Source organism: Streptomyces sp. NBC_01433 (assembly GCF_026340105.1).
In the GTDB taxonomy this organism is placed as follows: Bacteria; Actinomycetota; Actinomycetes; order Streptomycetales; family Streptomycetaceae; genus Streptomyces.
In genome coordinates this window covers 5,800,087-5,821,726 of record NZ_JAPEPM010000001.1, presented here as the reverse complement: position 1 = coordinate 5,821,726, position 21,640 = coordinate 5,800,087, and the positions used below count along the sequence as shown (strand labels likewise).

Annotated in this window: 23 protein-coding genes; 13 read left to right on the top strand and 10 right to left on the bottom strand. The window is 72.2% G+C overall.

Features of this window, described 5'->3' with window-relative positions:
- Positions 1 to 168: 168 nt before the first annotated feature.
- On the bottom strand, positions 169 to 795 hold the full coding sequence (locus OG413_RS26105) for a YigZ family protein (RefSeq protein ID WP_266809257.1): 627 nt from the start codon (positions 793 to 795) through the stop codon (positions 169 to 171).
- Between the two features lie 74 nt (positions 796 to 869).
- Between OG413_RS26105 and OG413_RS26100 the strand changes: the two genes are divergently transcribed.
- Positions 870 to 1,286 (top strand): CoA-binding protein, encoded by a 417-nt coding sequence (locus tag OG413_RS26100; protein WP_266809255.1) that lies wholly within the window; start codon positions 870 to 872, stop codon positions 1,284 to 1,286.
- An 87-nt stretch (positions 1,287 to 1,373) separates the two neighbouring features.
- Positions 1,374 to 2,189 carry an aminoglycoside N(3)-acetyltransferase gene (locus OG413_RS26095; protein WP_266809254.1) on the top strand — a complete coding sequence of 272 codons (816 nt, stop codon included), beginning with the start codon at positions 1,374 to 1,376 and terminating at the stop codon, positions 2,187 to 2,189.
- Positions 2,190 to 2,219: 30 nt separating this feature from the next.
- Here OG413_RS26095 and OG413_RS26090 read toward each other — a convergent pair whose 3' ends face one another.
- The gene (locus tag OG413_RS26090) at positions 2,220 to 2,774 is read right to left on the bottom strand and encodes a YbaK/EbsC family protein (protein WP_266809252.1); all 555 of its coding nucleotides are present in this window, start codon (positions 2,772 to 2,774) and stop codon (positions 2,220 to 2,222) included.
- Positions 2,775 to 2,817: 43 nt separating this feature from the next.
- A complete protein-coding gene (locus tag OG413_RS26085; RefSeq protein WP_266809250.1) occupies positions 2,818 to 3,390 on the bottom strand; it encodes a helix-turn-helix domain-containing protein in 573 nt (190 codons plus the stop codon).
- 93 nt (positions 3,391 to 3,483) lie between these two features.
- Here OG413_RS26085 and OG413_RS26080 point away from each other — a divergent pair, with 93 nt between their 5' ends.
- Positions 3,484 to 4,350 carry a DMT family transporter gene (locus OG413_RS26080; RefSeq protein WP_266809248.1) on the top strand — a complete coding sequence of 289 codons (867 nt, stop codon included), beginning with the start codon at positions 3,484 to 3,486 and terminating at the stop codon, positions 4,348 to 4,350.
- Positions 4,351 to 4,378: 28 nt separating this feature from the next.
- Here the strand turns inward: OG413_RS26080 and OG413_RS26075 are convergent, their stop codons facing one another.
- On the bottom strand, positions 4,379 to 5,128 hold the full coding sequence (locus tag OG413_RS26075; RefSeq protein ID WP_266809246.1) for a DapH/DapD/GlmU-related protein: 750 nt from the start codon (positions 5,126 to 5,128) through the stop codon (positions 4,379 to 4,381).
- Between the two features lie 142 nt (positions 5,129 to 5,270).
- Here OG413_RS26075 and OG413_RS26070 point away from each other — a divergent pair, with 142 nt between their 5' ends.
- The gene (locus OG413_RS26070) at positions 5,271 to 5,801 is read left to right on the top strand and encodes a gamma carbonic anhydrase family protein (protein ID WP_266809244.1); all 531 of its coding nucleotides are present in this window, start codon (positions 5,271 to 5,273) and stop codon (positions 5,799 to 5,801) included.
- Positions 5,802 to 5,894: 93 nt separating this feature from the next.
- Here OG413_RS26070 and OG413_RS26065 read toward each other — a convergent pair whose 3' ends face one another.
- Both OG413_RS26065 and OG413_RS26060 read right to left on the bottom strand, forming a co-directional pair.
- A complete protein-coding gene (locus OG413_RS26065) occupies positions 5,895 to 6,554 on the bottom strand; it encodes a DedA family protein (RefSeq protein ID WP_266809242.1) in 660 nt (219 codons plus the stop codon).
- A gap of 140 nt (positions 6,555 to 6,694) precedes the next feature.
- Positions 6,695 to 7,132 carry a DUF4442 domain-containing protein gene (locus OG413_RS26060; protein WP_266810367.1) on the bottom strand — a complete coding sequence of 146 codons (438 nt, stop codon included), beginning with the start codon at positions 7,130 to 7,132 and terminating at the stop codon, positions 6,695 to 6,697.
- A gap of 108 nt (positions 7,133 to 7,240) precedes the next feature.
- Between OG413_RS26060 and OG413_RS26055 the strand changes: the two genes are divergently transcribed.
- On the top strand, positions 7,241 to 8,305 hold the full coding sequence (locus OG413_RS26055; protein ID WP_266809240.1) for a hypothetical protein: 1,065 nt from the start codon (positions 7,241 to 7,243) through the stop codon (positions 8,303 to 8,305).
- A gap of 173 nt (positions 8,306 to 8,478) precedes the next feature.
- On the opposite strand, the gene OG413_RS26050 is transcribed toward OG413_RS26055, so the two are convergent.
- Both OG413_RS26050 and tuf read right to left on the bottom strand, forming a co-directional pair.
- The gene (locus OG413_RS26050; RefSeq protein ID WP_266809238.1) at positions 8,479 to 9,324 is read right to left on the bottom strand and encodes a spermidine synthase; all 846 of its coding nucleotides are present in this window, start codon (positions 9,322 to 9,324) and stop codon (positions 8,479 to 8,481) included.
- Positions 9,325 to 9,441: 117 nt separating this feature from the next.
- On the bottom strand, positions 9,442 to 10,617 hold the full coding sequence (tuf, locus tag OG413_RS26045) for an elongation factor Tu (protein WP_073718746.1): 1,176 nt from the start codon (positions 10,615 to 10,617) through the stop codon (positions 9,442 to 9,444).
- Positions 10,618 to 10,976: 359 nt separating this feature from the next.
- Between tuf and OG413_RS26040 the strand changes: the two genes are divergently transcribed.
- From OG413_RS26040 to OG413_RS26015, 6 genes are all read left to right on the top strand, one after another.
- On the top strand, positions 10,977 to 11,687 hold the full coding sequence (locus OG413_RS26040; RefSeq protein ID WP_266809236.1) for a TVP38/TMEM64 family protein: 711 nt from the start codon (positions 10,977 to 10,979) through the stop codon (positions 11,685 to 11,687).
- A gap of 210 nt (positions 11,688 to 11,897) precedes the next feature.
- Positions 11,898 to 12,770, top strand: a complete 873-nt coding sequence (locus tag OG413_RS26035) for an undecaprenyl-diphosphate phosphatase (protein WP_266809235.1) — start codon at positions 11,898 to 11,900, stop codon at positions 12,768 to 12,770.
- A gap of 321 nt (positions 12,771 to 13,091) precedes the next feature.
- Positions 13,092 to 13,832, top strand: a complete 741-nt coding sequence (locus OG413_RS26030) for a class I SAM-dependent methyltransferase (protein WP_266809233.1) — start codon at positions 13,092 to 13,094, stop codon at positions 13,830 to 13,832.
- Positions 13,829 to 14,938, top strand: a complete 1,110-nt coding sequence (locus tag OG413_RS26025; RefSeq protein ID WP_266809231.1) for a pyridoxal-phosphate dependent enzyme — start codon at positions 13,829 to 13,831, stop codon at positions 14,936 to 14,938. The genes OG413_RS26030 and OG413_RS26025 overlap by 4 nt, the downstream gene beginning before the upstream one ends.
- Positions 14,935 to 16,194: an argininosuccinate lyase gene (locus tag OG413_RS26020; RefSeq protein ID WP_266809229.1), complete on the top strand. Its 1,260-nt coding sequence runs from the start codon at positions 14,935 to 14,937 to the stop codon at positions 16,192 to 16,194. Before OG413_RS26025 ends, OG413_RS26020 begins: the two co-directional genes overlap by 4 nt.
- A gap of 58 nt (positions 16,195 to 16,252) precedes the next feature.
- Positions 16,253 to 17,608: an MFS transporter gene (locus OG413_RS26015; RefSeq protein WP_266809227.1), complete on the top strand. Its 1,356-nt coding sequence runs from the start codon at positions 16,253 to 16,255 to the stop codon at positions 17,606 to 17,608.
- On the opposite strand, the gene OG413_RS26010 is transcribed toward OG413_RS26015, so the two are convergent.
- Complete coding sequence (locus OG413_RS26010; protein ID WP_323137921.1) at positions 17,605 to 18,201, bottom strand: sigma-70 family RNA polymerase sigma factor; 597 nt, start codon at positions 18,199 to 18,201, stop codon at positions 17,605 to 17,607. The genes OG413_RS26015 and OG413_RS26010 overlap by 4 nt on opposite strands.
- Before the next feature lie 347 nt (positions 18,202 to 18,548).
- Positions 18,549 to 19,226 (bottom strand): hypothetical protein, encoded by a 678-nt coding sequence (locus OG413_RS26005; protein ID WP_323137897.1) that lies wholly within the window; start codon positions 19,224 to 19,226, stop codon positions 18,549 to 18,551.
- A 219-nt stretch (positions 19,227 to 19,445) separates the two neighbouring features.
- Between OG413_RS26005 and OG413_RS26000 the strand changes: the two genes are divergently transcribed.
- On the top strand, positions 19,446 to 20,471 hold the full coding sequence (locus OG413_RS26000) for a ferric reductase-like transmembrane domain-containing protein (RefSeq protein WP_266809223.1): 1,026 nt from the start codon (positions 19,446 to 19,448) through the stop codon (positions 20,469 to 20,471).
- 239 nt (positions 20,472 to 20,710) lie between these two features.
- A complete protein-coding gene (locus OG413_RS25995) occupies positions 20,711 to 21,577 on the top strand; it encodes a universal stress protein (RefSeq protein ID WP_266809221.1) in 867 nt (288 codons plus the stop codon).
- The last annotated feature ends 63 nt before the right edge of the window (positions 21,578 to 21,640 follow it).

Below are 21,640 nucleotides of genomic sequence, written 5' to 3'. Positions count from 1 at the left end.
CCGACTCCGACCTGCATGTTTCTCGTCCTCCACCCCATGGGCCGGATCGGCCCCGCACCGGATCCGCGCCCTTCGGCCCGTGATCACGCTGTCAGCATCGACCACGCTAACGCCGGTGCGCCCCCGAACCCTCATCGATCACGGTTTTCCCACGGTGCGAGGCCGGTGTCAGGCGTCGCCGTACGCCTCGCCGCCCAGTTCGAGCGTGGCCGCGCCGGCGGTCGCGTCGGCCAGCCAGGCCGTGAACGCCGGGACGTCGGAGTCCGGGAGTCCGATCCCGATGGTGACGGCCTCCGCGTACCGCACCTCGCGCACGTCCCGGCCGGTGGCGCGCAGATCGTTCTCCAGTTTGCCCGCCCGCTGGTGGTCGACGGTGATCGTCGCGAGCCGGAACCGCTGCCGGGTGAGGGTGCCGAGCGCGTCGAGCGCTTCGCCGACCACACCCCCGTAGGCCCGGATCAGGCCGCCCGCGCCCAGTTTGACGCCGCCGTAGTAACGGGTGACGACCGCGACGACGTACCGCACCTCGCGGCGCAGCAGCATCTGGAGCATGGGGACGCCCGCGGTGCCGCCGGGCTCGCCGTCGTCACTGGCCTTCTGCACGGAGGCGTCGGCGCCGATCACGTACGCGAAGCAGTTGTGCGAGGCGGTGGGGTGTTCCTTGCGGACGCGTGCGACGAACTCCTGCGCCTCCTGCTCGGTGGCGGCGGGGGCGAGCGCGCAGAGGAAGCGCGATCGGCTGATCTCGGTCTCGTGCACGCCCGCGCGGGCGACTGTCCGGTACTGCTCCTGCATTCGGCCACCCTATGCGCCGGTCCCCGCCCGCGTTCGGGCGGGAATGGTGCGCGGGGGCTGTCCGTTGTCCGGGCATGTACGCAGACGAAGAGACGATCCAGCGGATTCTCCAGGACTCGGGCGACACCTGGGCGGTCGTGGGTCTGTCCAACAACCGTTCCCGGGCGGCCTACGGCGTCGCCGAGGTCCTTCAGCGCTTCGGCAAGCGCGTGGTACCCGTGCATCCCAAGGCGGAGGCGGTCCATGGCGAGCGGGGGTACGCCTCGCTCGCCGAGATTCCGTTCCCCGTCGATGTGGTGGACGTCTTCGTCAACAGCGAGCTGGCGGGCGCCGTCGCGGACGAGGCGGTCGCGGTGGGCGCGAAGGCGGTCTGGTTCCAACTGGGGGTGACGGACGAGCGGGCGTACGAGCGCACCCGAGCGGCGGGACTCGACATGGTCATGGACCGCTGCCCCGCGATCGAGATCCCGGCGCTGCCTCCGCGAGCCTGAGAGCGCTGCCTCCGCGAGCCTGAGAACCTCGGCCCCGCAGGCCCGAGGCGGGCCGCCTGGTGTGGCGCCCGTACGCGGACGGGAAGAATGCCCACCGTGAGCGTTCCTCTCGACGGTGACCTGGCCGCCGCCCGGCTGACCGCGCTGGGTGTACGTCCCGGCGACGTCCTGATCGTGCACGCCTCGCTGCGGGCGCTGGGGCCGGTCGACGGGGGTGCCCGGACGGTACTGGACGCCCTGCGCCGGGTTCTGGGACCGGCGGGGACCCTGGTGGTGCCCACGTTCACCCCGGAGAACTCCGACACCTCTCCGCACTACCGCGCCCTGGTGCGCGGACTGAGCCCCGAGGCCCGGGAGGCGTTGCGCGCGTCGATGCCGCCGTTCGACCGGGCCACCTCGGCGGCACCGTCGATGGGCCGCCTCGCCGAGACCGTACGGACCTCGCCGGGGGCCGGGCGCAGTGGCCATCCGCAGACCTCGTTCGCGGCGATCGGCCCGGCCGCGGGGACGCTGCTCGCGGGACACCGCCCGGACTGCCACCTCGGGGAGGACTCGCCGCTGGCCCGGCTGTACGAGGCCGATGCCCGCATCCTGATGCTGGGGACCAACTTCGGCACCTGCACCGCCTTCCACCTCGGCGAGTACCGGGTCCCCGATCCGCCCCGCCGCCGCTACCGCTGTGTGGTGACGCGCGACGGGCTGCGGCAGTGGTGGGAGTACGAGGACATCGCGCTGGACGACGGCGACTTCGGGGCCCTGGGGGCGGCTTTCGCGGACGCGGCCGACGACGGGGCCGTACGCACCGGCCGGGTGGGATCCGCGCCCTGCCGGCTCGTCCGCCTCACCGCGGCCGTGGACTTCGCCGCCGCCTGGTTCCCGGCCCACCGGCCCGCCCCCGGCTGAGGACCGGGGCTCCGGCGGGGGCCGCTCCGGTCAGACACCGAGGCCCTCGACGAGCACCGCGCCCGGCAGCGCGGCGAGTGCCTTGCCGGGGACGATCAGCTTGCCCCGTCGCCTGCCGCTGCCGAGCAGGACCCATTCCTCGTCCACGACGGCGGGGTCGAGCAGGAGGGGCCAGGAGCCGGGCAGGCCGATCGGGGTGATGCCGCCGTACTCCATGCCGCTCTCGCCGACCGCCACCTCCATCGGGGCGAACGACGCCTTGCGGGCGCCGAGGTGTCTGCGTACGGCACCGTTCACATCGACCCGGGTCCGGGAGAGCACGACACAGGCGGCCAGGGTGACCTCGCCGCCGCGCTTGCCCGCCACGACGACGCAGTTGGCGGACGTGTCGAGCAGCTCGGCTCCGTGGTGCTCGGCGAAGACGGCGGTGTCGGCGATCGCCGGGTCCGTGTCGACGTGGACGATCTGCGCGGCGCTGATGCCGCCCCATCCGGCGGTCAGCGCCTCGGCGACGGGGCCGGGGAGCAGATCGAGCCGTTCCGAAGCGGGAGAGGCGTCGTCGAAGGTACCGAAGGGAGCGCGCATGGGCTCACGCTAACAGCGGCCTTTCCCCGTCCGTCCGGCCGTCTCAGCGTACGGGCGGGATCGACACCGCCATGGTGAACTCAGTCGGCTCGGCGCCGTCGTTGCGGTAGGCGTGCGGCACGTGGGCCTCGAACGTCGCCGACGTACCGGCGGGCACGGCGTGTGCCTCGCCGTCGACGACGAGCGTCAGTTCGCCCGCGGTGACATGCAGCAGTTCGACCGTTCCCTCGGGGTGCGGGTCCGATGCGCTGCTGTCGCCGGGCGTCAGGCGCCAGCCCCACAGTTCGAGCGGCCCCCTGGCCTCCGTACCGACCAGCAGGGTGGTCGAGCTGCCCGCCGGTGTGGACCACATGCGTACGGCCTGGCTTCCGGGCACCAGCCGGACCTGGGGGCCCTGCTCGTAGTCGAGGAGCGTGGTGATGCTGATCCCGAGGGCGTCGGCGAGCTTGACCGTGGTGCCGACGCTCGGGTTGGTACGCGCCTGCTCGATCTGGATGATCATGCCGCGGCTGACTCCCGCGCGGGCGGCGAGGGTGTCCAGCGTGAAGCCGCGTTCACCCCGCCAGCGTTTCAGGTTGCGGGCCAGTGACTGGGTGAGCTGATCGAGGTCAGACACATTCCGTCCAATATTCTGAATGACACAGTCGAAAATACTGCACTACGGTGTGGTGCACCCAACCGTTCATCGCACTGTACTGCGAGGCCTGCCATGACAGCACTGTTCGCCCTGGCCACCAGCCTGTTGTGGGGGCTGGCCGACTTCGGCGGCGGGCTGCTCACCCGGCGCACGCCCGCGCTGACCGTGGTGGTCGTCTCGCAGACCGTCGCCGCGGTGGTGCTGGGCATCGTGGTGATCGCCACGGGTGCCTGGAGCGAGGCGGGCGGTCAGCTGTGGTTCGCGGTCGCGGCGGGCGCCGTCGGGCCGGTCGCGATGCTCAGCTTCTACAAGGCGCTGGCGCTCGGCCCGATGGGCGTGGTCTCCCCGCTGGGATCGCTGGGGGTCGCCGTACCGGTGAGTGTCGGGCTGATCGTCGGTGAGCGGCCGGGGCTCCTCCAGTTCGCCGGGGTCGGCGTGGCGCTGGTGGGGATCGTGCTGGCGGGCGGCCCGGAGCTGCGCGGGGCGCCGGTGCGGCGGCAGGCGGTGCTGCTGACCCTGCTGGCCGCGTTCGGCTTCGGCGCGGTGATGACCCTGATCGCGGAGGCGTCCACCACCGTCACCGGGCTGTTCCTCGCCCTGTTCGTCCAGCGCCTCACCAACATCGCGGTCGGCGGCACCGCGCTGTACGTCTCGGTGCGCCGCGGCGGCCGCGCCCTGCCCGCGGCGGGCGGCCTGCCGGTCGTGGTGGCCGCACTCCCCGCGCTGGCCTTCGTCGGACTGGCCGACGTCGCCGCCAACGGCACCTACGCGATCGCCGCCCAGCACGGCCCGGTGACCGTCGCCGCCGTCCTCGCCTCGCTGTACCCGGTGGTGACCGCGCTGGCCGCGCGGGGCGTGCTCGGCGAACGGCTGCGCGGCGTCCAGGCGGCAGGAGCCGGACTGGCCCTGGTGGGAACGGTCCTGCTCGCGACGGGGTAGGCCGTGTCCGCGAAAGTTCCGCCCGGCGCTACTCGGCCGTCGGCAGCTCTTCCGACCGGGCCAGGGCCACCAACTGCTCGGACGTGATGCCCGCGGGGATCGGCACGGGAGCCGGCGTACGCAGGGGCGGCTGCCAGCCCGTGTCCGGGTCCCAGCGTCGTACGACGCGCGCCGGAGCGCCCGCCACCACCGCGTGGTCGGGGACGTCTCCCCGGACGACCGCACCGGCCGCGACCACCACATTGCGGCCGAGCCTGGCGCCCGGCAGGACCACGGCCCCCGTACCGATCCAGCAGCCGGGACCGATCTCGACCGGCTCCATCCGCGGCCACTGCTTGCCGACGGGCTCGTGCGGGTCGTCGTAGCTGTGGTTCGTCGTGGTGATGTAGACGTACGGGCCGCAGTACGTGTCCGAGCCGATCCGTACCGTCGTGTCGGCGATGACATGACTGCCGCGGCCGAGCACCACACCGTCCCCGAGGGTCAGGATCGGATCGGGCCCCAGATCCAGGCCGGGCATCATGCCGGCGGTGAGTGTCACCTGTTCCGCGATGACGCAGTGCTCGCCGAGCACGATCCACGGCTCGCCGAACACCGTGCCCTGCGGGAACGCGAGCCGGGTCCCCGCGCCTATGCGGCCGAAGCGCAGACGTCCGGGGTGCTGAGCGGTGACCGCGCCGGACTCCCGCACCCAGGCCCAGCCGCGATGGACCGCGCGGGAAGCGGCACGGCGCCGCCAGTGGGCGAAGGAGGAGAACACGTTCCGGTTGTTCGGCACGCGCTCACGGTAGTCGGCGGCGCCTCGGGCCATCCGTGCGGTGACCTGTGATGTTCACCCCACTGCGTTCATCCGGGAAGGACCGTCGCTTACGGTTTTCCGTGGCGCGAGCGCAGCACACCGGAGCACGGAGGAGCAGGCCATGGCGGAGCGGGCTTTGATCACGGGCATGGGCGGCAAGGAGCCCGACATCGATGCGGATGCCTTTGTGGCACCGACCTCCGTGGTGATCGGCGAGGTGTCCCTGGCCGCGGGCTCCAGCGTCTGGTACCAGGCCGTCCTGCGCGCCGACTGCGGCCCGATCACGCTCGGCCCGGACAGCAATATCCAGGACAACTGCAGCGTGCACACCGACCCCGGGTTCCCGCTCACGGTGGGCGCGCGGGTCTCGGTCGGACACAACGCCGTGCTGCACGGCTGCACGATCGAGGACGACGTCCTGGTCGGCATGGGTGCCACGGTGCTCAACGGTGCGCACATCGGCGCCGGCTCACTGGTCGCGGCGCAGGCCTTGGTCCCGCAGGGGATGCGGGTGCCGCCGGGTTCGCTCGTGGCGGGGGTGCCTGCCAAGGTGAAGCGCGCGCTGACCGAGGAGGAGCTCGAAGGCATCAAGTTCAACGCGGTCGGCTATGTGGAGCTGGCCAAGGCACACCGCGCGGCGCACGAGAGCTGAGGTCGGCCTCGCGGGCTCCCTATCCGCCCTGGCGCTCACTCTCCGCCCCGCCGCTCCCGCCGGTCCCTCTCCGGCCGCCGCTCCTTCACGCGGTCAGTCCGCGGCCGGTGCCACCGCGGGTTCGGCCGCCGGGTGAGCGCCGGACCGCGCCGCCGCCTTCTTCGCCCGGTTCCTCAGTACGAGCATCGAGGCCAGCCCGAACAGCACGGCGACCACGAGGCCCAGCCACGAGAAGCGCTTCAGCCAGGCCTCGGCGACGACTCCCACCGAGTAGATGACGGCCGTGGTGCCGCCCGCCCAGATGATGCCGCCGAGCACGTTGGCGGTCAGGAACTTCCAGTACGGCATCCGCAGGACTCCGGCCAGCGGCCCGGCGAAGATCCGCAGCAGGGCGACGAAGCGGCCGAAGAACACGGCCCACATGCCCCACTTCTCGAACGACCGCTCCGCCATGGCGATCTGGGCCTCGCCGAAGTGCTTCGGGAACTTCCGGCCGAGCCTGGCGAGCAGCGGCCGGCCGCCCTTGCGGCCGATGGCGTAGCCGATCGAGTCACCGATGATCGCCCCGGCGGTCGCACAGGCACCGAGCACCACCGGGTCGATCTCACCGTGCTGCGAGGCCAGGAGCGCCGAGCTGACGAGGATGATCTCGCCCGGCAGCGGAATGCCCAGGCTCTCCAGTCCGATGACGACCCCCACGAGGAGGTAGACACTGATCGCGGGGACCGTCTCCAGCCACTCCTGAACGTGCAACGCCGGTGCCTCCCGTGCAGGTTGTGCGGCCGTGTGTGCCACGGCGCAGGCGGGAAGCCTACCTGCCCGCGGCAGCGCGAAGGGCCGCCGCGCCCCCGGCCAGGGGATGCGCGACGGCCCCGCTCGGCATCGTGTGCCGGTCAGCTGTTCGGGCGCAGCGTCCAGACCACCGTCATCTCGCCCGTCACCGCGCCGTCGCCGCGCCGGATCTCGATGGCCACGGGGAACTCCGGCCGCTTGCCCGCGTCCAGTTCGGCGACCACCTCGGCGAGCGGACGGCCGAGGGTCGCGGTCGCGGTGACCTCGCCCATGGCCAGTTTCTTGTAGCCGATCTCCGCCCGGACGGCGAGCGGCACGGCGCGCGTCAGCTGGTCGCCGAAGGCGGCTATGACGATCGCGCCGCTGGCCGACTCGGCGAGCGTGAACATCGCTCCGGCGTGCGGTCCGCCGACGTGGTTGTGGTATTCCGCCTGGTCCGGCAACCGCACGACCGCACGCTCGGCGGTCGTTTCCAGGAATTCGAGGTTGAGGGTCCGGGCCATCGGAACCGTCGCGACGAGCATCTCGCCGACGGTCATCTGTTCAGCGCTCATGGGTCCGCATGTTACTTACCGGTAGAACTGTTTGGCCATCCCCCCGGGGGCGGGCGTAGCAGGGGACACGCCGCCCCTCTATGGTTACTGGCCATGTGGCCAGGACAGCAGCCGCCCGGGGGCGAGCAGAACCCGCAGGACCAGAATCAGAACCCGTATCAGCAGCCGGGTTACCAGCAGCCGAACCCCTATCAGCAGCCGGGGTATCAGCAACAGGGACAGCCGGGGTACCCGCAGCAGGGACAGCCCGGCCAGCAGCCGGGGTACCCGCAGCCCAACCCGTACCAGCAGCCGACCATGCCGCAGCACGCCGTTCCGGGTCCGCCCGGAGGGCCGCAGCCCGACAAGAAGAAGACGACCGTCGTCGCGATCGTCGCGGCGACCGCGGTCGTCGTGGCTGCCGTCGTGACCGGCGTGGTCGTGATGAACAAGGACGACGACAAGGGCGACGGCTCGGCGGTCGCCGACGGCAAGAAGTCGTCACCGACCGCGAAGCCGTCCGATTCCGCCACCGCCAGCCCGCCCGCGAACCCGCGGGGTGCCGGCGGGGACCCCAAGCCGGTGATCCCGGGCTGGAAGGTCGTCACCAACCCCAAGTGGGGCACCCAGTTCGACGTACCCGGTGACTGGGAGGTCTCGGCCGCGGGAGTGTTCGCCGGATTCGAGGACGCCAAGAAGCCCGAGGGCCCGCCGGTCATCGGCTTCTCCGCACCGGCCTACTACAAGAGCAAGTGGTGCGTCGACGACCCCGACAAGGACGGCACCAAGGAGGACACCGGTCTGGCGGGCGTCGGCACCAAGGGCGCACAGGGTGCCAAGAGCACCGACGAGGCCGCGACGAACGAGGCGGGCAACTGGGTGTGGGCCGCCTACGCCCAGACCGAGCCCAAGGGCACCGTCAAGGTCGCCAAGGCCAAGCCGTTCACGACGAAGTCGGGCCTGACCGGGAGTGTCGTGACGGCCACCGCGTCCGGAGTGTCCAAGAAGGAGAAGTGCGACACCGACGGCAAGTCGATCGCCTTCAGCTTCAAGAACGCCAAGACCGAGTACTCGACGTGGGTGCTCTACGCCAACGCGGCTGTCAAGGACGAGCTTCCCGACACCACCATCCAGCAGATCCTGAGCACGGTGCGGCTCGCGGAGACCTCGGCCGGATAGGACGACCGGCCTCCCCACGCTGTCCGGGCCGCACCTGCGACAGTTGGACGCCGCCGCCGGTCCCTACGGGTTACGGAATTCCGGAGCTCGTACGGATCGGCGGCGGCGTTCGCCGTTGGGGGGGCGTGGAGCGACCACGGGTCCGAGCGGTTGCCGCGCGGCTGCCCGACGCCTCAACCGATACTGAACGCCCCGTCCGGCGGCACGGGCGAGCCGACCGCGTCGGCGTCCCCGACCGGCTTCGCCCCGCCGATGAGCCGTGCGAGGGCGTCGTCGTACTCGACCCGCGCCGGGAAGGCGTCGGCGGCGCAGCGGCGGGTGAGCGCCGCCGTGTCGACCGGGGTGTGCGAGGCGACGAGAACGACGTTGCCGAAGCGGCGCCCGCGCAGCACGGCCGGTTCGGCGATCAGCGCGAGTTCCCCGAAGACCGCCGCGAAATTGGCGAGCTGGGAGCGCAGGAAGCCGAAGGGCGCACTGTCGGCCAGATTGGCGGCGTAGATCCCGTCCCCGCGCAGGACCCGCGCGGCGGCCCGCGCGTACTCGACGGAGGTGAGGTGGGCCGGTACCCGCGAGCCGCCGAAGACATCCGCGACCAGGACATCGGCCGAGCCCGGTGCCGCCTGCTCCAGCCACTCGCGGGCATCCGTGCCGTGCACCGTGATGCCGCTGTCCTCGGGCACCGGCAGATGTTCGCCGACCAGGTCCAGCAGTCCCCTGTCCGCCTCCACCACGTGCTGCCGCGATCCGGGCCGGGTCGCCGCGACATAGCGGGGCAGGGTGAGGGCGCCGCCACCGAGGTGCAGGACGTCGAGCGGGGTGCCCGGACCGGCGGCGCGGTCCACGACATGGGCGAGCCTGCGGACGTACTCGAATTCGAGGTACGTGGGGTCGTCGAGGTCGACGTAGGACTGGGGCGCCTCGTCGACTGTCAGCAGCCAGGCCCGGTCGCGGTCCACATCGGGCAGCAGGCGGGCGGTGCCCCGGTCGACGTCGCGGATGACGGGTATCGGCTCGTTCACTCCCCCATTGTGAGGCGTGGGGCGGGCTGCTCCGCACCGCGCGGAGCAGCCGCGCCCCCTCACGACCCGCCTCCCGGAAGTTGCGGGAGGCGGGTCGCACAAGGCGGTCCGGGTCCGTCAGAGCAGACCGGTGACCGTGCCCGCGCCGACCGTGCGGCCGCCCTCGCGGATCGCGAAGCCGAGACCGGACTCCAGCGGAACGTCACGGCCGAGCTCGACGGTCATGGTGACCGTGTCACCGGGGCGCGCGACGGCCACCTCGCCGAGGTCCACGTCTCCGACGACGTCCGCCGTACGGATGTAGAACTGCGGCCGGTAGCCGGTGGTGACCGGGGTGGTCCGGCCGCCTTCCCGCGCCGACAGGACGTACACCTGCGCGGTGAAGCGGCGGCTGGGAGTCACGCTGCCCGGCGCCGCCACCACATGGCCGCGACGGACCCGGTCACGCTCCACACCGCGCAGCAGCAACGCCACGTTGTCACCCGCCTCCGCGGACTCCATCGGCCTGCCGAAGGTCTCCAGGCCGGTGACGACCGTGTCGATGTCCGCGCCGAGCACCGCCACCCGGTCACCGACGCGGACGGTGCCGCGCTCCACGGCGCCGGTGACGACCGTGCCCCGTCCGGTGATGGTCAGGACGTTCTCCACCGGGAGGAGGAACGGCGCGTCGGTGTAGCGCACCGGCATCGGTACGTACGTGTCGACGGCGTCCAGCAGTCCCTCGATCGCCGCCGTCCACCGCGGTTCGCCCTCCAGCGCCTTGAGCCCGGAGACCCGCACGACGGGGACGGTGTCACCGCCGTAGCCGTGCGAGGTGAGCAGTTCGCGGACCTCCAGCTCGACCAGGTCGGTCAGCTCGGGGTCGCCCGCGTCGGCCTTGTTGAGGGCGACGACGATATGGTCGACGCCGACCTGGCGGGCGAGCAGGACGTGTTCGGCGGTCTGCGGCATGATCCCGTCGAGGGCCGAGACGACGAGGATCGCCCCGTCGAGCTGCGCCGCGCCGGTGACCATGTTCTTGATGTAGTCGGCGTGGCCGGGCATGTCGACGTGGGCGTAGTGCCGGGTGTCGGTCTCGTACTCGACGTGCGCGATGTTGATGGTGATGCCGCGCCGGGCCTCCTCGGGCGCCCGGTCGATCCGGTCGAACGACACGTAGGAGGTACTGCTGCCGCCGCGCTCGCTGAGGACCTTGGTGATGGCGGCGGTGAGCGTGGTCTTGCCGTGGTCGACGTGGCCCATGGTGCCGATGTTGAGGTGCGGCTTGGTACGCACGTATGCCGTCTTGGGCATGGCTCGTTCCTTGGTGTTCGAAGCTGAGAGCAAGAGACCCCAGTGCCCTGCCGACCCTCCCCTTACGGGGTCCGCCGGACTGTCGGGGGAGGGTCAGCTTCGGGCGCCGCCGAGGGGCGCCGCGGCAGCGGTGGGAACCGCTGCGAGGAGTGCCGTTGCCGCGGGAACCGCGACAGCGCTCACGGCAGCCTTCGGCGCGGCCGCGACTGCGGACCGCGCTGCGAGGAAGACGTACCGGAACATGCCTCGATCATGGCCGGGCGGGAGGGGCCCGTCGAATGGTTTTCCGCACCGCGCGACGAAAGCGCCTCACCTGGGCGTTACGACGATCACACACCCATTTCGGTTACTCTCCCCGAATGTTCGACCCCGTCCCCGCCGCCCGGCCCACCGGTGGTCTCGCCGTGCGTTGTTCGAGGGTGCTGCTCTCGCCCTGGTCCCGGTTGTCCCTGCTCGTGGTGGTGCTGCTGGCCGCCGCGTCGACGATGCTGCTGTTCGAACCACAGCGGCTGCTGGCCGCCGGGTGGCCGCCCCAGCTGACCGGCGGAGCCGCGGCCATGCTGTTCGGGCTCGCGTACGGGGTCTGCACGGTGGCGTTCGTACCGCGCCCCCTGCTCAACATCGCCGCGGGCGCGCTGTTCGGCGCGCAGGCGGGTCTGGCCGCCGCCCTGGCGGGCACGGTGCTCGGCGCGGGTGTCTCGTTCATGCTGGGCCGGGTGCTGGGCCAGGACGCGCTGCGCACGCTGCTGCGCGGGCGCTGGCTCAAGGCCGCGGACGGGCTGCTGAGCCGACACGGCTTCCGGTCCGTGCTGGCGCTACGGCTCTTTCCCGGAGTGCCGTTCGCCGCGGCCAACTACTGCGCGGCGACCTCCCGCATGGGCTACCCGCCGTTCCTGCTGGCCACGGGACTCGGCTCGATCCCCAACACGGCGGCGTACGTCATCGCGGGCAGCGAGGCGGCCTCCCCGACGTCGCCCGCGTTCCTGGCCGCGATGGGCTTCATCGTGCTGACGGGCATCGGCGGGGCGCTCGTCGCCTGGCGCAAGCGCCACCGGCTGGGCGCCGGATGATCCGGGCGACGCGGGACATGAGCGGCGGGCAGCCGGGGGCAGCGGAAGGAACGTTCACCTGTAGGCGATACGCTGCCCGCGACCCACAAAGGGACTCCGGGGCCGATACCCCGAGGCGTCCCTTCTCTCTTTGACCGCAATCCGCACGCTGCCGACGGCCTTCGCGTCCCTCGGCCGATGCACGATCACCTCCGGGATGGCCAAAGCCCCATGAGCTGGTTCGAATCATTCGTCCTGGGCCTCGTTCAGGGACTGACCGAGTTCCTGCCGATCTCCTCCAGCGCCCATCTGCGGCTCACCGCGGCGTTCGCCGGCTGGCACGACCCGGGAGCGGCGTTCACGGCCATCACCCAGATCGGCACGGAAGCGGCGGTGCTCATCTACTTCCGCAAGGACATCGCGCGGATCCTGTCGGCCTGGTTCCGCTCGCTGACCAATGCCTCGCTGCGCAGCGATCACGACGCGCAGATGGGCTGGCTGGTCATCGTCGGCTCGATCCCCATCGGTGTGCTCGGTGTGACGTTCAAGGACCAGATCGAGGGCCCGTTCCGGGATCTGCGGCTGATCGCGACGACGCTGATCGTGATGGGCATCGTCCTCGGTATCGCGGACCGGCTGGCCGCCCGCGACGAGGTCGGCGGAAAGCACCGTGCGGTGAAGGAGCGCAAGTCCCTGAAGGAGCTGGGGATCAGGGACGGCCTGATCTTCGGTTTCTGCCAGGCGCTGGCGCTGATCCCCGGTGTCTCCCGCTCGGGCGCCACGATCAGCGGTGGTCTGCTGATGGGCTACACCCGCGAGGCGGCGGCCCGGTACTCGTTCCTGCTCGCGATCCCCGCGGTGCTGGCCTCGGGCGTCTTCGAGCTGAAGGACGCGGGCGAGGGCCATGTGTCCTGGGGCCCGACGATCTTCGCCACGGTGATCGCGTTCGCTGTCGGATACGCCGTCATCTCGTGGTTCATGAAGTTCATCACGACCAAGAGCTTCATGCCGTTCGTCATCTACCGCGTGATCCTCGGCATCGTCCTGTTCGCCCTGGTCGCGGCCGGTGTGCTGAGCCCGCACGCGGGCGAGTCCGCGGGCTGACCGAGGTATTTCGAGCGGTGGACCACACCTCCGATCCAGGGGTTTCCGGAGGCGATTCGAGCCCTCTCGACTTGATCATCTCCCATTCGTCTCCCACTCCACGCCCACAGCTGGACAGATGAAGGCCAGGGCGGAACAGCCCGCTCCTGACCGGCCGGCGGCAGAACCGGAATCCCGCTCGGCGGGACCGTGCCGTACGGGCGGCGGACGATCTTCCGCGGTCCTCGGGAACTCCACGTGCCACCTCGCCGACTACTGGGAGGAACGATCACCGGCACGCGCGGAACCAGGGCCCCGGGGCCCGGGAGGAGGCCGAGAGGCATGCACTGGTACGAGGACGACGCGCTCTGGTCCGATTTCGCACCCACGATGTTCCCGCCCGCCCGAGCCGAGGCCGCCGCGGATCTGGTGCACTCCTCCCCCCTGCTGGACTTTCCGCCGGGCTCACGGGTGCTCGACCTGTGCTGCGGGCCGGGGCTCTTCGTGGTGCCGCTGGCTCTGCGCGGCTACGACGTCACGGGCGTCGACCTCTCGCCCTCGATGCTGGAGCGGGCGCGGAGCGCCTGTGAGCGGGCGGGGGCCGAAGCACGCCTGGAGCGCGCGGACATGCTCGCGTACGCGGTCCCCGGCGCGTTCGATGTCGTACTCAACGTGTTCACGTCGTTCGGGTACTTCGACGATGCCGAAGACAACCTCCAGGTGCTCCGCAACGCCCACCGGAGCCTCGCCCCGGGCGGGCAGCTCCTGGTGGACGTGATGGGCAAGGAGGTCCTGGCCGGCTGGATCGGGCGCCCGCAGGCAGTCGATCTGCCGGACGGCTCGTACGTGGTCCAGCGGGACGTCGTCCTCGACAGCTGGCGCCAACTGCGCACCGACTGGACGCTGGTGCGGGGCACATCGGCACGCAGCGCGTCTCTGACGTCCTGGCTCTACAGCGCCGCCGAACTGCACGCCCTGTTCGAGGCCGCGGGATTCACCGATGTGGAGTGCTTCGGCGGCTTCGACGGATCCGCCTACGACCACCGGTCGGCGCGGCTGATCGTCCGCGGGCGGCGCAAGTGAGGCCCCGCGCGGAGCGCGGCCCGCGTGCCGCCCGCGCCGTCGTCCATGAACACATCACCGACGCGGTCAAAACGCCGGACCTGATCCGGCTGGACGGCGATGTCGTCCTCGCCCGCTTCGAGACGATGAAGGTGTACGCGGCACTCGGCGCCGTCCGCTCGCTCCTGCGCCGTGGGCGCGTCGTGCCCGGACAGACGCTGATCGACAGTTCGAGCGGCATCTACGCCCTGGCCCTGGCCATGGCCTGTCACCGCTACGGGCTGCGGTGCCACATCGTGGCCTCCACGACGGTCGACTCGGTGATGCGCGCCCAGTTGGAGATCCTGGGCGCGACCGTCGATCAGATGCCGCCGTCGCAGAGCCTGCGGCTCGACCAGGAACGCCGCGTACGCCATGTGCGCCGGCTCCTCGATGAACGCCCCGACTTCCACTGGATGCGGCAGTACCACGACGCCGTCCACTACGAGGGGTACCGGGAGTTCGCCGATCTCATCACCGGGTCCCTGCCCGAGGGGCCGGTGACCGTCGTGGGCGCGGTGGGCACCGGCGCGTCCACCGGCGGGCTCGTCAAGGCCCTGCGGGAGTCGGGGCGCCCGGTGCGTCTGGTGGGCATCCAGCCGTTCGGCAGTGTCACCTTCGGCAGCGAGGGGTTCAGCGACCCGGAGGCGATCATCGCGGGTATCGGCAGCTCCATCCCGTTCGAGAACGTCCACCACGAGCTGTACGACACCGTCCACTGGCTGGACTTCCGGCACGCGATGGCCGGTGCCGTCGGGCTGCTGCGCACGCACGCGGTCTTCGCGGGGCTGTCCACCGGTGCGGCGCACCTCGTCGCCTCCTGGGAGGCGGCCCGTGCTCCGGGGCGACCGTATCTGGTCCTGGGTGCCGACACGGGACACCGCTACGCGGAGCGGGTCTTCGCCCGCCACCGCGAGGCGCTGGACATGGCCACGCTGCGGCCCCGGCGCATCGACACGCTCGACGCGCTGCGACCGCCGTGGTCGGTGCTGGAGTGGGCGGGACGCCCCGCCCCGGAGACCGCTCACCCGGCCGGTCACGACGACAACGCCCCCACCCCCGTACCGAGCGTGGAGCTGCTGCCATGACCCTCGTCGCACTGGAGTCCCTGTCCTTCGGGCTCGGCCGGATGGTCTCCGCCGCCGCGGAGACCGGGCACCGGCTGTGCCTGCTCACCGGTGACCGGTCGGTGTACCGGCACGAACTCGCCACGCTGCCGCCGGACGCGCTGACCGTCGTCGACGTCGACACCGGCGACCCGGACGCGACCCGTCGCGCGCTGGCCGCCGTACCCTCTCCGGCGGGGCTGATCAACACCACCGACACCTGGGGCGTGCCCGCCGCCGAACTCGCCGCAGACTTCGGGCTGCCGGGCCCCGACCCGGAAACCGTCCGGCTGCTGCGCGACAAGTCCCGCGTGCGCGCCCTGCTGCACGAGCGGGGGCTGAGCAGGAGCACCGCCGTACGTGTCAGCCCGGACCGGGCGTCAGCCGGGGAAGTGCTGAGCCGGGTGGGTCTGCCCGCGGTGCTCAAGGACTCCGCGGGCACCTCGTCGCGCAATGTCTGGATCGTCCACGACGAGGAGTCGCTGCACCGGGCGCTCGACGAGGCCGGGCAACGACCCTTCATGGGAACGCTGTTCGCCGAGGCGTTCCTGGCCGGGCCGCTGTACAGCGCGGAGACGCTGAGCTGGGACGGCACCACCCGGCTGCTCGGGGTGCTCAGCCGTCAGACGTCCCGGGAACCGGCGGTACGGGAGGAGGCGGCGGCCTTTCCGGTGGCGCTGCCCGAGGACGGGCCGGACGACGGAAGGGCGGACAGGCAGCCGGACAGTCGGGGTGGCATCGAGCGGTGGGTCGGCCGTGTCCTGGACGCGGCGGGGCACCGCCGGGGGTTCGCCCATGTGGAGTTCATCCTCACCGCGGACGGCCCGGAGCTGGTCGAGATCAACCGCAGGATCGGCGGGGCGCTGGTGGGCGAGGTGCTGTGCCGTTCGCTGGGGACCAATGTGTACACGGCCATGATGGAGGAGGCCCTTGGCAGGCGGCCTCGTCTGATGGACGATCCGCTGGACCGGAAGGGACCGGCGTACGGCTTCGTCCTCGTGTACGCGGACCGGCCGGGGGTGCTCAAGGGCTGGCACGGTCTCGGCGAACTGGCCGCGTTCCCCGGCTCCGTGTGCTGGTATCCCACCCGGGAGCCCGGGGAATCCCTGGCCCATGTCAGCGACCAGCGCGGCTGCACCGGCATCGTGCTGGCCGAGGGAGCCACGGCGGAACTGGCACAGCACCGGGCGTGGAGTGCGGCGACCCGGGTGCGCCCGATCGTCGTCGGCGAGGCGTGAGCGTACGCCGGGCGGGAACGGGGAGCGGGCGTGAGCGTACGCCGGGCGGGAGGCGCGGGTGGGTGCTGAACGGGCGGCCGTTGGAGGGCGGTTCACGGGCCCGCAGGTGTTCCTGCTGGCCGGTTCGTTCCTGATCACGCTGGGCAGCTTCGCCGTGCTGCCGTACATGTCGGTGCTGCTGCACCAGCGGCTCGGGCTGGGGCTGGGCACGGTCGGGTTCGTCCTGGCCGTCGCCTCGCTGCTGCAGTTCTCCGGGGGCGTGGTCGCGGGCCCGGTGGCCGGGCGCATCGGGCTGCGGCGCGCGATGTGGGTGGCGCTGGCGCTGCGTACGGCCGGATTCGCGGCGTTCGTACCGGGGCTGACCAGTCCGGTCCTCGCGGTCGGTGCCCTGTTTCTGGTGTCGGCGGGGGCAGCGCTCTATCTGCCCGCCAACAAGGCGTACCTCGTGGACGGCGCCGCCGAGGCGGAGCGGCCCCGGCTGCTGTCGGCGAGCGGCTCGGCGTTCAACGCGGGGATGGCGCTCGGGCCACCGCTCGCGGCACCGTTCGTGCTGGGCTCGCCGATGGTGGTCTTCTCCTGCGTCGCCGGGCTGTTCGCCCTGGTCGGGGTCGGCCACGCACTGCTGCCACCGGGAAACGGCACGACGGCGGGCCCGACCGGCGGCGGGAAGGGCCGGCCCGGTGGGCGGAGTGCCGACTGCCACGAGGACCGGCCCCAGAAACGGCGGGCCGGGCCCTCCCCCTTCGCGGTGACCGTTCTGAGCGTGTACGTCTTCATGTTCTTCCAGCACTACGTGGCGCTGTACGCGATCCCGCGCACCTCGGCGGCCTTCTACGGCGGCGTGCTGATGGGGTACGCCGGTCTCCTCGTGGTCGCGCAGCCGCTGCTGGCCCACCGGATCGCCGCGCTGTCGTACCGGAGTGCGATGCGAGTGGGATTCGGCGCCATGGCGGCGGGGGCGGCGAGCATCGGCTTCGGCGGGTACCTGGGCATCGGCGCGGGCAGCGCCCTGATGTGCCTGGGCGAGATCGTCCTCTTCCTGAAGAACGATCTGGAGGCCCTGGCCCGCTCCCCCGCACCCGCGGCCTCGGTCTTCGGGCGCCAGCGGCTGGCGGCGGGGATCGGCGCGTTCGGGAGCGGCGTCGTCGGCGGCCAGTTGTACGGGGCGGCGGAGGCAGCCGACGCGGTACCGGGATTCTGGGTGGCGGTGTGCGTGCAGGCGCTGTTGCCGCCCCTGTTCCTCCTCGGCCGGCGGACCGGCCCGGACGCAGGTGCCGGCCGCGCCTCGGGCACGGCACGCCCATCGGGGACTGCCAGCCCGTCGGACACGGACCGGCCAACGGGCACGGCACACGCGCCGGCCACGGAACGGCCGCCGGGTGGTCCCGGCGGCCCGTCCCGCTCACGACGCTAGGAACATCCCTGCCGCTCCCGCGCCGCCGTCCGGCCGCCCGGCTCCGCACTCCACAGCACCGCGAGATCCCGTCTGGCCCGCGCCACCCGGGAACGTACGGTGCCGATGGGGCATCCGGCGGCGGCGGCCGCCTCCTCGTAGGAAAGGCCCAGCAGTTGGGTCAGCGCGAAAGCCTGGCGCCGCGCGGGCTCCAGGCTCCGCAGCGCGTCGAACACCGCGACGGACTCGTCGAATCCGGGCAGTTGGCACGGCTGGGCACGCTCCACCACCGCCTGCCAGTCGGCGGTGTCCGCGATCCGCGGCCGGGCGGCGGCCGTGCGGTGGCGGTCGATGACGACGCGCCGCGCGATGGACAGCAGCCAGGTTCGGGCGCAGGACCGGCCCGCGAACCTCGCCAGGCCGCTCATGGCCCGCAGATAGGTCTCCTGGGCCAGGTCGTCGGCGCCGGGGGCGTCGGCGCTGAGGTGGGCGACGAACCTCCTGACGTCGTCGTAGGTGGCGCGCACGAAGTGCTCGGCGGCCTCCCGGTCGCCGCCACCGGCGGCCAGCGCCCAGTCGGTGATCTGTGCGTCGTTCTGCCGGGCGGCGAACACCCGGGGCCGGGGCGACCGCGCGGGCGGCACCGGAGGGGCGGGTATCCGAGCGGCGGGCACCCGGGCAGCGGGGATCGGGGTGACGGGGACTCGCGCGGCGGGCGTGGGGCGCCCGGCGAGGAGGGGGGCGGAGAGCATTCGCGCAGGGGGCATCGGGGCAGGGGGTGTCACTACGGTTCCTTAGCGTCCTCGCGGAGCCGCCGCGATTCCGCGCGGCTCCTCGTGACCGGCCTCCGGGCGATGTCGGCGTCCCGGCAGATCGGCATGCCTGTCACAGGTGTTCACCCGTGTCACGGGCGCGCACCTGGGCCACCCCGGCCCGGATCGGGCCCAGGGGCGGGTGAAGGTCAGTGGGTGCGGACGCGAAGGGGCGGTCCCCGGCGGGACAGTCCGTGCAGCGCGAGGAGGTCCTGAAGGCGGCGCCCCGGCCTGCGGCGGGTCCGCCACCGTGTCACCGGGGTGCGGTCGGCTCCGGCGCACCAGAGCCGCCAGGCGGCCCGCAGTGGGGCGCACACGAACAGGGCCAGGGAGCGGCCGAGTTGGACGAGCGCCGCCTCGCCGCCCCACAGCCACCAGCCGCAGAGCAGTCCGGCGATCACGTGGGCCGCCACCATGCCCGTGCCGAGCGCGGAGCCGTCGAAGGCCGCCAGGGTCATGGCGTCGGCGGGTGTCCCGGCCATCGCGTCATGGGCCGAGTGCGTCATGACGCCGGACGGGTGACCGGAGCCCCCGCGGCCGTCCGGGCCCACGATGCCCGGCAGGCAGGGCTGCACCGAGGAGAAGAAGGTGTGCAACGACAACTGGCCGACGGCGCTCGCCGTCACGGTCACCGGGGCGCTGCGCTCGCGGCCCGCCAGCCACCACCCGCCGCCGCACACCAGCAGAAAGGCGAAGGCCAGGCCGAGCAGCGGCAGGGACCCCCCGGACATGAGCGCATGCCCGAGTCCGGACACCGCGACGCACACGGCCGCGAACACCACGGTCCGTACTGCGCGGGGGGCGGTTCCGCCTCTCATGGCGGCCATCGTGCCAGCGTCACCCGCCCCCGCGAGAAGACCTACAGATTTGGAAATAGCGCTGGTTCACCGGATATCGGATGACACCTGCGATCAGTGATCCATGTCACACATGCGTGTGGGGAACTTTCATCCCCTTCTCCCCGACTGCTCCAACAACGCGTGTGCGCCGACCTCGTGGCCGAGGACACGCATCCGCCCGCCAGCCGACGTCCCCGAAGAGGCCGCATGACGAACCCGCCCCCCGCACCAGAGCCGGCCGACACCGCCGCACCCGCACCCGCACCGGCCGACACGGCGGCACCCGCACCCGTCGAGGACCCCGGCACCGCTCCCGGCACCCGGCAGCCACGCCCCATGCTCCGCTCCGACCTGCGCGCCTCCTTGCCCGACGGCCTGGTCGCCCTCGCGGTGACCGCGGCCGTCTTCGCCGTGCTCTACGTCCGGATCCGCGACAAGTCCTCCTCGACGGTCTCCGTCATGCCGTTCATGGCCGACGTGGGCGGCTTCTGGATGTACTTCCTCAGCCAGGCGTTCGGCTGGTCCGCACTGCTCTGGGCATGGGGGACGGTCATCCTCGGACTGCTGCTGTCGGGCCCGCGCCCGGGACGCCTGCCACTGTCGGGCCCCCGGCTGGAGCGCCTGCACCGCACGACGAGCCTCAACACGATCGCGCTCATCGCGGCCCACGCGCTGCTGTTCGCCGCGGAACTGGTACGGCACGACACGGCGGGCTGGAACTCGGCACTCGCCACCGCCCTCACGGAAGCCTTCGTACCGGGCGGCTACGACTCGGGCACCGGGCGGATCGCCATCCCCGTGGGGCAGGCGGCCCTGTACCTCGCGGTACCGCTGGGCCTGCTCTTCTACGTGAGGCACCGCATCGGCCCCAGGACCTGGCGCATCCTGCACCGCTGCGTGATCGTCGTCTACGTCCTGAGCGTCTGGCACACCCTGCTGTACGGGACGAACGTCTGGTACGACGGCTGGTTCCGCACCTCCGTGTGGCTCCTCCAGCTGCCGATCGCGGCGCTGTTGCTCCTACGGCTGCTGCGGCCCGCCCGCCGCTCGGAGAAGCTGTCCGCGCGGCCCGGCGACTCCTCGGGGTCCCGAACGGGCTGGGCCCTGCGCCTGGGCGGCCGGCTCGTCGTGGCCGGGGTCCTCGTGGCCCTCGTCGCCGTCGTGGTCAGCGGGAGTGACGGCGGCCGGACCGTGCCGCCGGACGACACGTCCTCCAGTCACAACCACGACTGACCCGCCTCGCCATTCACGACCGACACGCCTCGCCGGGGCGCCGGACGCCGACCGGCCGTAGCGTACGAGAAGGCTCTGTCCCGAGACAAAGGCGCCGTCCGGGGACATAGGGGCACCCGGCCGGGACACACTGCACGGGGTGAGGGCTTCCGACCCGCTGTCAGGGCCGAAAGTCCCTCCCGTTCCGCGCCGGCGAGGACAAGGCTGGGACGTGCAGGACCCGGACCCTGGAGGGATTCATGACCACCACCGAGCTTCCCGTCATCGCCGCTGTGGACGGTTCGTCGCACAGTTGGGACGCGCTCGACTGGGCCACCCACGAAGCCGTGCGGCGAGGGCTGCCGCTGACGGTCGTGCACGTCCGGCCACTCACCCGGCGGATCAGTCAGGAGACCCAGCGGCGCGAGGCCGAGGAACTGCTCACCGAGTCCGTACGCCGGACCACGCTGATCGCTCCTGAGCTGCATCCCTCCACCCTCGCCCCGCTGGACTTCCCGTCGGCCGCGCTGGTCTCGCTCGGCCGGGACGCCTCGATGGTGGTGGTGGGTTCGCGCGGGCTCGGCGGATTCCGCTCGCTGATGATCGGCTCCAACAGCCTGGCGACCGCGTCGATGGCCCCGTGCCCCGTCGTGGTCGTCCACAGCGGTCGCGCGGACGAGGACGAGGCGGAGGCCGCCGAGACCGCCTTCCCCGACATCGTGGCGGGGGTGGCCGCCGACGAGAGCAGCGAGGCGGTGCTGGACTTCGCCTTCGAGACCGCCGCCTCCCGTCCGGGCGCACGCCTGCGGATCGTGCACGGGTGGACGATGTTCTCCTCGATGCTCTCGGGCGGCCCCGTCTTCGACCGGGAGGCCGCGGCGGGCGCGGCGGAGCGGACCCTCGCGGAGCTCACGGCGGGCCGTCACGAGAAGTACCCGCGGGTGGACGTCGTACGCGAGCCGGTGAGCGGTTCCGCTTCGCGCACCCTGGTGACCGCGTCGGCCACGGCGGCGCTGACCGTGATCGGGCGTCGCAAGGGTGGTGAGTCGCTGGGTCTGGGCCTGTCGCCGGTGGCACAGACGACGGTCACGCACGCGCTGGGGCCGGTGGCCGTCGTCCCCTGCTGACAACGGGTCGCGGGGCTGGGAGCGGAGCGAGCGGCGGGGCGGCAACGGCGCGAGCGTCGGGCC